The 11676-nt window shown below is 31.9% G+C and carries 11 protein-coding genes; 8 read left to right on the top strand and 3 right to left on the bottom strand.

The features are described 5' to 3' along the window. Window positions 1–86 precede the first annotated feature (86 nt). The 3 genes from ACFQ1U_RS05705 to ACFQ1U_RS05695 all read left to right on the top strand — a co-directional run bounded on the left by ACFQ1U_RS05705 (window position 87) and on the right by ACFQ1U_RS05695 (window position 1959). Window positions 87–422, top strand: coding sequence for a HopJ type III effector protein (locus ACFQ1U_RS05705; RefSeq protein WP_386106234.1), 336 nt, complete (start codon window positions 87–89; stop codon window positions 420–422). A gap of 174 nt (window positions 423–596) precedes the next feature. Continuing rightward, window positions 597–1229, top strand: coding sequence for an FMN-binding negative transcriptional regulator (locus ACFQ1U_RS05700; RefSeq protein WP_386106232.1), 633 nt, complete (start codon window positions 597–599; stop codon window positions 1227–1229). A gap of 19 nt (window positions 1230–1248) precedes the next feature. Then, window positions 1249–1959, top strand: coding sequence for a M50 family metallopeptidase (locus ACFQ1U_RS05695; protein ID WP_386106230.1), 711 nt, complete (start codon window positions 1249–1251; stop codon window positions 1957–1959). A gap of 4 nt (window positions 1960–1963) precedes the next feature. On the opposite strand, the gene ACFQ1U_RS05690 is transcribed toward ACFQ1U_RS05695, so the two are convergent. From ACFQ1U_RS05690 to pheS, 3 genes are all read right to left on the bottom strand, one after another. Beyond that, on the bottom strand, window positions 1964–3331 hold the full coding sequence (locus tag ACFQ1U_RS05690) for an alanine/glycine:cation symporter family protein (protein ID WP_386106228.1): 1368 nt from the start codon (window positions 3329–3331) through the stop codon (window positions 1964–1966). Window positions 3332–3436: 105 nt separating this feature from the next. Continuing rightward, window positions 3437–3832: a hypothetical protein gene (locus tag ACFQ1U_RS05685; protein WP_386106227.1), complete on the bottom strand. Its 396-nt coding sequence runs from the start codon at window positions 3830–3832 to the stop codon at window positions 3437–3439. Window positions 3833–3919: 87 nt separating this feature from the next. Beyond that, on the bottom strand, window positions 3920–4939 hold the full coding sequence (pheS, locus tag ACFQ1U_RS05680) for a phenylalanine--tRNA ligase subunit alpha (protein ID WP_386106225.1): 1020 nt from the start codon (window positions 4937–4939) through the stop codon (window positions 3920–3922). Between the two features lie 184 nt (window positions 4940–5123). Here pheS and gdhA point away from each other — a divergent pair, with 184 nt between their 5' ends. From gdhA to ACFQ1U_RS05655, 5 genes are all read left to right on the top strand, one after another. After that, window positions 5124–6467 carry an NADP-specific glutamate dehydrogenase gene (gdhA, locus tag ACFQ1U_RS05675; protein WP_386106223.1) on the top strand — a complete coding sequence of 448 codons (1344 nt, stop codon included), beginning with the start codon at window positions 5124–5126 and terminating at the stop codon, window positions 6465–6467. A 252-nt stretch (window positions 6468–6719) separates the two neighbouring features. Continuing rightward, complete coding sequence (locus ACFQ1U_RS05670) at window positions 6720–8162, top strand: PSP1 domain-containing protein (RefSeq protein ID WP_386106221.1); 1443 nt, start codon at window positions 6720–6722, stop codon at window positions 8160–8162. Further along, window positions 8140–8637 (top strand): gliding motility lipoprotein GldH, encoded by a 498-nt coding sequence (locus tag ACFQ1U_RS05665; RefSeq protein ID WP_386106219.1) that lies wholly within the window; start codon window positions 8140–8142, stop codon window positions 8635–8637. The genes ACFQ1U_RS05670 and ACFQ1U_RS05665 overlap by 23 nt, the downstream gene beginning before the upstream one ends. Before the next feature lies 1 nt (window position 8638). Continuing rightward, complete coding sequence (locus ACFQ1U_RS05660) at window positions 8639–10951, top strand: transglycosylase domain-containing protein (protein WP_386106216.1); 2313 nt, start codon at window positions 8639–8641, stop codon at window positions 10949–10951. A 21-nt stretch (window positions 10952–10972) separates the two neighbouring features. Further along, complete coding sequence (locus tag ACFQ1U_RS05655) at window positions 10973–11674, top strand: CoA transferase subunit A (RefSeq protein ID WP_386106214.1); 702 nt, start codon at window positions 10973–10975, stop codon at window positions 11672–11674. Window positions 11675–11676 lie beyond the last annotated feature (2 nt).

Raw genomic sequence — 11676 nt, 5'->3', positions numbered from 1 at the left:
ATAAATGTTAGGATGTGAAAAATTACTATTATTTAGTTTTATAGATTTACAATGAGTTTTTTTGCAGGTATAAAATTTAATTTAAAATGACAAAAAGTACCTTTTTACAAAAGCTTAAAACCTCCCCAAAAAATATTAAATTTTCAGAAACAATTGCTGTTATTGAAAACACCTATGATTTTACTCCTTCTTCTTTTAAAAACGGGAATATGTTTAATGAAGAAACACAAAATCAAGGATCTTGTAAAGTTTTTTCTTTTGCATTAGAAGAAAACTTATCTAAAGAAGCTACACTAGCTTGTTTTGGTGAACACTATAACAATGTGCTAGAAAACCCTGATGGAGATGATCATCAAAACATAAGAAACTTTATGAAAACAGGTTTTGAGGGTCTTAGTTTTGAAAATAAAACTTTAACATAACGCTAAATCAAATCTTATAAGATTCTCTAAACTAAGATAATTTGATTAAAAATTATTTTAAGCAGACTCCTTCTTTAAAATCCATCTTAATAGGTTTTAAAGAACTAGTTAATTGCTTGTTTCATAAATACTAAAATCACTACATTGTATTTTAAATTTAAATAGTAATAACCAATGTATAAGGTGTCAAATTATAAAGTGAATAACGTTGATGAACTCATTAGTTTTATGAAGCGTTATCCATTAGCTTTTATTTCAGGTATAGATCTCAATGGAAATTTTGTGGGAACTCATATTCCATTAGCCGTTGAAAAAAGAGGTGGGCAATTGTTTTTAGTGGGCCACATGATGAAACAAACCGATCATTACCAAGCAATGAAAAACAATACAAAAGTCTTTACTGTTTTTAATGGACCTAACGGATATATAAGTGCTTCTTGGGGAACTAACAAGAGTAAAGGTTCAACATGGAATTATATGACAACTCATATAAACGGAAATATATCTTTTTTTGAAGGAGAACGACTGATATCTTTAATGAGGAATTTCACTTTGGAACACGAAAATAATGACCAGAATTCTCCCACAATTTTCGATAACCTACCAAAAAGCTATAAAGATAAATTAATGCCTCATATAATTGGTTTTGAAATTAAAATCGAAAAAATAGAAGGTGTTTTTAAGTTAAGTCAAGATGTAAATGAAGAAACATATACAAACATATTGAATGAACTTAATAAAAAAGGTAGTATGGATAAATTATTAGGAGACGAAATGAAAAATAGAAGAGAAAAGCTTTTTTCTTAGTTATATTAAAAATAAAAAAGTGATTTCTAAAAAACTTGACTATACTGTTATAATTATCGCTGTTGCAATCTTCCTGCTCTTACAGCTACCTTATTTCACTCATATTCAATATCCTTTTAGATTATTAGGTACTTGGTTTCACGAAATGGGACATGGATTAACAGCATTATTGGTTGGCGGGAAATTTAATTATTTGGAAATTTATTCAAATGGTGGTGGTGTAGCTAATATTACAGTGTCGGATAAATTATTATCAATTTCTTTAACAAGAGCATTTACCTCAGCAGGAGGATTATTGGGTCCTGCTATTGCTGGTAGTTTTTTAATTATAGCAGCTCGATCTCAAAAAAACGCTGGTATTTTACTCAGAATATTAACGTTGGTTATGCTACTCTCATTAATTATGTGGATTCGTTCTTTTTGGGGATCCATTGTTTTGAGTGGTTTTGTGATCCTTTTTACTGCAATAATGCTTTTAAAAAACAAGAAAATTGTAACTATCACTGTTTTGTTTCTTGGTTTACAATGTATATTAAGCACTTATTATCAACTCGATTACCTGTTTACAAAACAGTTTGAACGAAATGGGCAAATTATGATATCAGACACCCAAAATATAGCAACAAATACCTTCGGAACCTATTGGCTTTGGGTATTTGTATTATTATTGGTGAGCTTTTTTATGCTATGGAAAAGTCTACGTTACTATTTAAAAAGTTACAACTATTAGTATTCTAAAAATTTTCTGTTTTAAGCTTCGTAAAATACTCTTTTGCTGCTTTTTTAACTTTTGGTGCTAAAATTAAGGTAGATATTACTGTAGGTATTGCCATTAAAGCATAAGCACTGTCCATTAAATTGATAACAAAATCTAACTTAATTACAGAGGCTATTACTATTACTAAAATATAAATGTAATTGTAATACTTCCCCACTTTTAAATTGGTTAAAAAAGTTAAACAACTATAACCATAAAAAGAATATGTAAATAAGGTAGAAAAGGCAAAAATTAACACACAAAAAGTTAAAATAACACTTCCCATATTGTAAGGCAACACAGCATCAAAGGCTGCTAAGGTTAGTGAGATTCCGTTTCCTTCAAACCCTTGCCAAATTCCAGAAGCTAAAATAGCCAACGCTGTTAAAGTACACACAAGAAGCGTATCTATAGCAGGTCCTAACATTGCAACTAAACCTTCTCTAACAGGTTCTTTTGTTTTTGCAGTTCCGTGCATCATTGGTGCGGTTCCAATTCCAGCTTCATTAGAAAAAGCTGCTCTTTTTACACCCGTTATAATTAAGGTTCCTAAAGCTCCTCCTAAAACTGCATTACCAGAAAATGCGTCTGTAAAAATTAATTTAAAAATACTTGGAACATTGTCTATTTTTAATACTAAAATAGTTACTACCGTTAATAAATAAACAACTACCATTACAGGTACTAATTTTCCTGCTACACTACCTATTCTTTTAATTCCTCCAAAAATTACTATAGCGGTAATTATTGCTATTGAAAAACCTAACAGTAGTTTTGCTGTAAAATCATTTGTAGCGTTTACCTTAAAAACATCTACTAATGTTTGTGTTAATTGATTGGCTTGAAAAGCAGGTAGCGTTCCGAACAAACCTGCTATTGAAAAAAATACTGCTAAGGGCTTCCATTTCTTCCCTAATCCTTCTGTAATTACATACATTGGGCCACCTTTTGCATTGCCTTCTTCGTCTTTACCACGGTACATAATAGCTAATGTACATGTAAAAAACTTGGTTGCCATACCTACAAAAGCACTTACCCACATCCAAAATATAGCTCCAGGTCCTCCTGTTGCAATAGCAATTGCAACACCACTAATATTTCCCATACCAACAGTAGCTGCAATAGCAGATGATAATGCTTCATAATGAGATAAATCTCCAGGTGAATCATGTTTATCATATTTCCCCCTCAAAATGGCAAAAGCGTGTCCCATATATCTAAACGGAACTAAACCAGAGTAAATAAAAAGATATAACCCTCCTCCAATTAACAGAATTAACAATGGTATTCCCCATACCCAAGATGAAAACTCTGCTACTATATTTTGAATATTCAACATCATCATAATAAAATTTAAAAGCGAAATTAATGAATGCCTTAAAACAAAAAGAACGATAACTGTTATTTAACAAGTATCGTTCTTTTGTTATTTTTTGTTTATAACTTGTATTTATTTACAAACTATTCCTTTTTTTCCTAATAGAGGAATTTCTCTTAAAAAACCTTCTTGAATAGTTTCTGCCTGAAAGATAAATGTTTTTTCATGAATTTGGTTTCCTTCAAAAAAACTAACCTGAAAACGATTATCTAGTGCAAACAATTCGGGTTGCATTATTTCAAATTTTGCAAAAGAATTAGCCGGAAGTTTGTCTATTTTTCTTCTGAATAACGATGTTTTTTTAGTTGCTGAAAATCCTTGTGAAACTATCACTACCATTTCAACATCAATAGGTTTTCTATTTATGATATACACATTCCAATCATCTTCATTATGTTGTTGGTTGTGTTCTAATACTACAGCAATCTCTATTCCTTCTACTTTTGGTATGTGAATATCTTTTTTCATTTTTTATTAAGATATGACTGGTTAGAAACAAGAAAAGAGACCAGTCTGTCTCTTATCTTTACTCTATTTACTATTTTTCTATAAAATCTAAATTACTGACTTGAATTGCTCTAAGAAACGAACATCATTTTCATAAAACATACGAATATCTGGAATTTGATATAACAACATAGCAATACGTTCAATACCCATTCCAAAGGCGTAACCGCTATATTTTTCTGGATCTATATTACAATTCTTTAACACGTTTGGATCTACCATTCCACATCCCATAATTTCTAACCAACCAGTACCTTTAGTAATTCTGTAATCAGTTTCTGTTTCTAATCCCCAATAAATATCAACTTCGGCACTTGGCTCTGTAAAAGGAAAGTAAGATGGACGTAATCTAATTTTAGATTTTCCAAACATCTCTTTTGTAAAATACAATAATGTTTGTTTTAAATCAGCAAAAGACACATCTGTATCAATATATAAACCTTCAACCTGATGAAAAATACAGTGTGCACGTGCAGAAATATCTTCATTTCTAAAAACTCTTCCAGGAGAAATGGTTCTAATTGGCGGCTCGTTATTTTCCATATACCTAACCTGTACTGATGAAGTGTGGGTTCTTAATAGTGTATCAGGATTTTTTTCAATAAAAAACGTATCCTGCATATCACGAGCTGGATGATATTCTGGTAAGTTTAATGCCGTAAAGTTGTGCCAATCGTCCTCAATTTCTGGACCTTCAGAAACTGTAAATCCAATTCTATTAAAAACTTCTATAATTCTGTTTTTAACAACAGAAATTGGATGACGTGAACCTAAGTTAATAGGTTCTGCAGGTCTGGTTAAATCACCATAAACACCTCTTTCTTCAACAGCATTTTCTAGTGCTTCTTTTAAAGCATTAACTTTATCTTCTGCAGATTTTTTTAATAAATTGATGGTTTGACCAAACTCTTTCTTTTGCTCATTTGGTACATTTTTAAACTCTGCAAACAAATCTTTTAAAATTCCTTTACTTCCTAAATACTTAATTCTAAAAGCTTCTATTTCTTCTTTTGAAGTTGATGTGAAGGCGTTTACCTCACCTATCATTGCTTTAATATTGTCTAACATAATCCATCAAAAAATTAAGTGGCAAATTTAAGCTTTTTATCGTAAAAAACAGGTGAAATGAAAGAGTTTACGAAAACGTTTTAGACATAGGTTAAAAAAAGTTCCTTTTTAGAGTGCTCAAATAGTAAATTAAGTATATTTGCTATTACAATTATGATTTTAATAAAATTTGAACAACTAAATTATGGAATCAAAAATAAATGACTTTATGGACCTGGTTAAAGAGCGTAATGGCCATGAACCAGAATTTATACAAGCAGTTCAAGAAGTTGCAGAAACAGTTATTCCTTATATCGCAAGTAAAGAAATATACGACGGTAAAAATATTTTACTACGTATGGTTGAGCCTGAAAGAGTAATTACTTTTAGAGTAAACTGGGTTGATGATAGCGGCGAAATTCAAGTAAATAGAGGTTATCGTATTGAAATGAATTCGGCTATCGGACCATACAAAGGTGGTTTACGTTTTCACCCAACTGTAAATATGAGTATTTTAAAATTCTTAGCTTTTGAGCAAGTATTTAAAAACTCACTAACTACCTTACCTATGGGAGGTGGTAAAGGAGGATCTGATTTTGATCCTAAAGGAAAATCTGACGGTGAGATCATGCGTTTTTGTCAAGCGTTCATGAGTGAATTATTCCGTCATATTGGACCTAACACAGATGTTCCTGCTGGAGATATTGGTGTTGGTGGTAGAGAAATTGGATACTTATTTGGTATGTATAAAAAACTAAGAAATGAGTTTACTGGAGTATTAACTGGTAAAGGTATTTCTTGGGGAGGTTCTTTAATTAGACCAGAAGCTACAGGTTATGGCGCAGTTTATTTTGCACAAAACATGTTAGCTACCAAAAATGATTCTTTTGATGGAAAAACAGTAGCTATTTCTGGTTCTGGTAACGTGGCACAATTCGCTTGTGAAAAAGCAACACAATTAGGAGCTAAAGTAGTTACTTTATCAGACTCTTCTGGATATATTTATGATGAAGCAGGTATAGATGCTGAAAAATTAGCATTTGTAATGGAACTTAAAAATGTAAAAAGAGGAAGAATCAACGAATATGTAGAAAAGTATCCTTCAGCAAAATTCTTTAAAGGAGAACGTCCATGGAGTGTGAAATGTGATATTGCATTACCATGTGCTACTCAAAATGAATTAAACGGCGAAGAAGCTAAAACACTAGTAGAAAATGGTTGTATATGTGTTAGTGAAGGAGCTAACATGCCATCTACTCCAGAAGCAATTGAAACTTTCCATAAAAAAGAAATTTTCTTTGCACCAGGAAAAGCTTCAAACGCAGGAGGTGTAGCTACTTCTGGTTTAGAAATGAGTCAAAACTCTTTACGTTTAAATTGGTCACGTGAAGAAGTAGATGAGAAACTACAAGTAATTATGAAAAACATCCATCAAGCTTGTGTTGAATATGGAACACAAGAAAATGGATATATAGACTACGTTAAAGGAGCAAATATTGCAGGTTTTGTAAAAGTTGCAGATGCCATGTTAGCTCAAGGTGTAGTATAATCAATTCAAACAAACAAATCTTAAAGCGCTCCAATTTGGGGCGCTTTTTTTGTTTTTACCATCCAACATAACGTTAAAAAAGAATTAACAAAAAATTCAATTTTATCATGTCGGTATAATATGTATATTTACTGATTAAGAATGGCTTATTTCACATAAGCACATCTTACTGAAAATCAATTATTAAAAAGCGTGTTTTTTGATACTAATCTTGTTTAGGTTTAAAAAACACCTCAAAATATATACATTTTTATGGGTTGTAGCAGTTGCTCAACTAACAAAAACGGAACACCAAAAGGGTGTAAAAGTAACGGAAATTGCGCTACAGGAAGTTGTAGTAGCACTACCAAATTAGCTGTTTTTGATTGGTTATCTAATATGACTTTACCTACAGGTGAAGCTCCATTTAATATATACGAAGTACGTTTTAAAAACGGAAGAAAACATTTTTATAAAGACACCAATAAGCTAACTATTAGCATGGGTGATATTGTAGCGGTTGAAGGCACACCTGGTCATGATATTGGCGTGGTTTCTTTAGCAGGTGAACTTGTAAAAGTTCAAATGAAAAAAAGAAACATTACGGCAGATAGTGAAGATGTTAAAAAAATATATCGCAAAGCATCACAAAAAGATATTGATATATGGCAACAAGCCAGAGCAAGAGAACAAGAAACGCAACGAAAAGGGCGCGAAATTATTAGCAAGTTAGGCTTAAAAATGAAACTTTCTGATGTTGAGTTTCAAGGTGATGGAAATAAAGCAACTTTTTACTATACTGCTGATGATCGTGTTGATTTCAGACAGTTAATTAGGGATTTAGCAAGTGCATTTTCTATTAGAGTTGAAATGAAACAAGTAGGAATGCGTCAGGAAGCAGCTAGATTAGGCGGTGTTGGATCTTGTGGTAGAGAACTTTGTTGTTCAACGTGGTTAACGGATTTCAGAAAAGTAAATACAGCTGCAGCACGTTATCAACAACTTTCTTTAAATCCATTAAAGTTAGCTGGACAATGTGGTAAACTAAAATGCTGTTTAAACTTTGAATTAGATACTTATTTAGATGCTTTAAAAGAGTTTCCTAAACAAGATACTGTTCTAAAAACAGAAAAAGGAGAAGCTACTTTTGTTAAAATGGACATTTTTAAGAAGCTACTTTGGTTTGCTTATAAAGATGAAAGTTATAAATGGTATAAACTTACATTAGACCAAGTTTTAGAAATTATCGATATTAATCAAAATGATGAACTTGCCTCTGATTTAGATGAATACGAAGAAGAGCTTACACAAGAAACAAAAGTTGATTTTGAAAACGTTGTAGGACAAGATAGCTTAACTAGGTTTGATACTCCAAAAAAGAACAAACGTAAAAAGCGTCCTAACAGAAATAGAGGGAAAAGACCAGAAAATAAGCAAAACTCAAAAGCTACTGAAAGTAAGCCAAATAATAAGCCTCAAGCAAAAAAACAACCTAAGCAAGAAGAACAAAAGAAAAATAAACCTCAACAAAGGAGGAACAAACCTAGAAATAAAAAAACAGAAAATAAGCAACCTAATAAGGTTGCAGCTAACCCAGTAAAAAAAGAAGGGCAAAATAATAACAATCCTAAAAACACTCAGAAAAAAAGACCTAATAAAAGAAGAAACAATAGGCCTAATAACAACCAGAAAAATGACAAAAACCCTAAACAATAACATAGTAATTATACTTTTATGTGCTTGTTTTTTTATTAGTTGTGATAAAAAAAGAGTTTTTGATACCTATACATCTGTATCATCTAGTGGTTGGGAAGCAAATAGTACTATTGACTTTAATTTTGAGGTGAATGATACTATTCAGCCTAAAAACTTATTTATAAATATTAGAAACAATAACGATTATGATTACAGTAACTTGTTTCTAATAACTGAACTGAACTTTCCAGATGGTCAGAAAATAATAGATACTTTAGAGTATGATATGGCCGATAAAACAGGAAAGTTTTTAGGAACTGGATTTTCAGAAATAAAAGAAAATAAATTATTTTACAAAGAAAACATAACATTTCCTGCAACAGGTAATTATACATTTAAAGTATCACAAGCAATGCGCAAAAACGGAAAAATTAAAGGGATTGCAGTACTTGAAGGCATAACTGAAGTAGGTTTTAGAATAGAAAAAACGCAATAAAATGGCAGAAGAAAAGACAACAAATTTTAGTAAATACATCAAATGGTTTTGGATACTTATTGGTGGTGGTTTAGGATTAATTTGTTTTTTGTTTTTATTAGCTTCATGGGGTGCATTTGGTGAGTTACCAACTTTTGAAGAATTAGAAAACCCTAATAATGATCTAGCTACAGAAATCATTTCATCCGATGGAAAAACAATAGGTAAATACTACATTGAAGCTAATAGAACACCAATAACGTTTAAAGATTTACCTCAAAACCTTGTTGATGCATTAGTGTCAACTGAAGATGAAAGATATTATAATCATTCAGGCATTGATTTTAGAGGGTTAACTAGAGCTATTGCTAACTTTGGTAGAAACGGAGGGGCTAGTACTATAACACAACAATTGGCTAAGAATTTATTTCATAAAAGAGAAAGAGCATCTCTATTAAAAAAACTAAGTCAAAAGGTTAAAGAGTGGGTTATTGCCACAAGGTTAGAAAGACAATACACCAAACATGAGATTATTGCCATGTATTTAAATACCCAAGGGTTTCTTTTTAATGCCACTGGAATTCGCTCAGCCTCTAGAATATATTTTGGTAAAGAACCAAAAGAGTTAGATATTCAAGAATCTGCAATATTGGTAGGAATGTTAAAAAACCCACGTCAATATAATCCACATAGAGAGATTTCAAAAGATAAATCACTTGCTAGAAGAAATGTAGTTTTTGGACAGATGTATAAAAATGGGTTTTTAACCGAAAAACAACGTGATTCTCTTCAAAAACTACCTTTAAAAATAAATTTCACTCCCGAAAGTCATAGCGATGGGTTAGCCACTTATTTTAGAGAACACTTGAGAGATTATCTTAAAAACTGGGCAAAAAATAAATTAAAACCTGACGGTACTAATTATGATATTTATAAAGATGGATTAAAGGTTTATGTTACTATAGACTCTAGAATGCAACAGTATGCAGAAGAAGCTGTAGAAGAACACATGGCTAATCTTCAAAAATATTTTTTTGATGAACAAAAAAGAAATAATCAAGCACCCTTTTACGATATCGACAAAGATGAAATCAAAAAAATCTTAAATAGAGGTAAAAGAAATTCTGAGCGTTACAAACGCATGAAAGCACAAGGTTACACTAGAAAGCAAATTGAAGAATCTTTTACTACTAAAACAGATATGCGAGTATTTACTTGGAAAGGTGATAAAGATACCATCATGACTCCATACGACTCTATTCGTTATTATAAATACTTTTTAAGATCTGGTTTAGTTTCTATTGAACCTCAAACCGGTCATATCAAAGCATGGGTTGGTGGAATTAACAACAAGCACTTTAAATATGATGCAGTAAACCAACAAAAAAGACAAGTAGGATCTACCTTTAAACCTTTTGTGTACGCAACAGCAATTAATCAATTAAAAATGTCTCCATGTGATAAATTACCAAACATCAAATACACAATTCCAAAAGAAAAATATGGAATGCAAGATGATTGGACACCTAAAAATTCGGGAGATAAATATGGTGGAGAATTAACCTTAAAAGAGGCTTTAGCAAAATCTGTAAACACAATATCGGCTCAGTTAATTGATAAGGTATCTCCTATTAATGTAGCTCGTTTAGCTAAATCTGCTGGTATTGAAACTGAATTTCAAGCAAACCCGTCTATTGCACTTGGATCTGTAGATTTATCTCTATTAGAAATGACCAGTGCTTACTCTACATTTGCTAACAAAGGAATGCGCGTATCTCCAATGATGATTACACACATAGAAGACAAAAATGGTACAACATTAGATACTTTTGTTCCTGAAACAAAAGAGGTGTTGAGTGAAGAATCTGCTTATGTTATCCTTAATTTAATGGAAGGTGTTACAAATTCTGGTTCAGGAGTAAGATTAAGAACTGTTGGTATAAGACCAAAATTTATAACAGGATATCCTTACAAGCTTAATAACCCAATTGCAGGTAAAACAGGTACAACACAAAACCAATCAGATGGTTGGTTTATGGGGATTGTTCCAAACTTAGCAACCGGAGTTTGGTCTGGTGGAGAAGATAGATCTATTCACTTTGCGGGAATTGACAAAGGACAAGGTGCAGCCATGTCATTACCTACTTGGGCAATTTACATGAGAAAATGTTATGAAGACAAAACATTAAATGTCAGTAAAGATCCTTTTGAAGAACCAAGCGAGCTATCTATTATTGTGGATTGTGATAAAATGAAAGATAGCACTGATGAAGAAGAAGGTGAAGACGGCACTAAAAAAGGCGATACTAACGGAGGCAGTGATACCGACTTTTAAATAGCAACAAACAACTAAACCATGATAAATAAAAAAGTAAACAATGTAACCGAAGCACTTGAGGGAGTAAAAAGCGGTATGACGCTTATGCTTGGCGGTTTTGGTTTATGTGGTATTCCTGAGAATGCCATTACAGAACTTGTGCATTTAGAAGTGAATGATTTAACCTGTATATCAAACAATGCTGGAGTTGATGATTTTGGATTGGGTTTTTTACTTCAAAATAAACAGATTAAAAAAATGATTTCTTCATATGTTGGAGAAAATGATGAGTTTGAACGTCAAATGTTATCAGGTGAGCTTGATGTAGAGTTAACACCTCAAGGTACTTTAGCTGAAAAATGTAGAGCAGCACAAGCTGGTTTTCCTGCTTTTTATACCCCAGCAGGATATGGTACAGAAGTGGCTGAAGGTAAAGAAACTCGAGAATTTGATGGTAAAATGTATGTATTGGAACCAGCTTTTAAATCAGATTTTTCATTTGTAAAAGCATGGAAAGGTGATACCGCTGGTAATTTAATATTTAAAGGTACTGCTCGTAACTTTAATCCTTGTATGTGTGGAGCTTCTACAATTACTGTAGCAGAAGTTGAAGAACTAGTTCCTGCTGGAGAGTTGAACCCTAATGAAATTCATATTCCAGGTATTTTTGTACAACGAATTTTTCAAGGTAAAAATTACGAGAAAAGAATAGAACAAAGAACAGTAAGAAAAAGAAACTAACC

It is taken from the genome of Tenacibaculum geojense (assembly GCF_042676005.1).
Classification (GTDB): domain Bacteria; phylum Bacteroidota; class Bacteroidia; order Flavobacteriales; family Flavobacteriaceae; genus Polaribacter; species Polaribacter geojense.
The sequence above is the reverse complement of the archived record's forward strand: the minus strand, read 5'-3'. Positions and strand labels throughout refer to the sequence as shown.

What these genes read in the sequence shown, in the direction of transcription:
- pheS (WP_386106225.1), bottom strand. Translation starts at nt 4,939, where the DNA reads ATGTTAGACAATATTAAAGCAATGATAGGTGAGGTAAACGCCTTCACA.
- ACFQ1U_RS05655 (WP_386106214.1), top strand. Translation starts at nt 10,973, where the DNA reads ATGATAAATAAAAAAGTAAACAATGTAACCGAAGCACTTGAGGGAGTA.
- ACFQ1U_RS05700 (WP_386106232.1), top strand. Translation starts at nt 597, where the DNA reads ATGTATAAGGTGTCAAATTATAAAGTGAATAACGTTGATGAACTCATT.
- ACFQ1U_RS05660 (WP_386106216.1), top strand. Translation starts at nt 8,639, where the DNA reads ATGGCAGAAGAAAAGACAACAAATTTTAGTAAATACATCAAATGGTTT.
- ACFQ1U_RS05705 (WP_386106234.1), top strand. Translation starts at nt 87, where the DNA reads ATGACAAAAAGTACCTTTTTACAAAAGCTTAAAACCTCCCCAAAAAAT.
- ACFQ1U_RS05670 (WP_386106221.1), top strand. Translation starts at nt 6,720, where the DNA reads ATGGGTTGTAGCAGTTGCTCAACTAACAAAAACGGAACACCAAAAGGG.
- ACFQ1U_RS05690 (WP_386106228.1), bottom strand. Translation starts at nt 3,331, where the DNA reads ATGATGATGTTGAATATTCAAAATATAGTAGCAGAGTTTTCATCTTGG.
- ACFQ1U_RS05665 (WP_386106219.1), top strand. Translation starts at nt 8,140, where the DNA reads ATGACAAAAACCCTAAACAATAACATAGTAATTATACTTTTATGTGCT.
- gdhA (WP_386106223.1), top strand. Translation starts at nt 5,124, where the DNA reads ATGGAATCAAAAATAAATGACTTTATGGACCTGGTTAAAGAGCGTAAT.
- ACFQ1U_RS05685 (WP_386106227.1), bottom strand. Translation starts at nt 3,832, where the DNA reads ATGAAAAAAGATATTCACATACCAAAAGTAGAAGGAATAGAGATTGCT.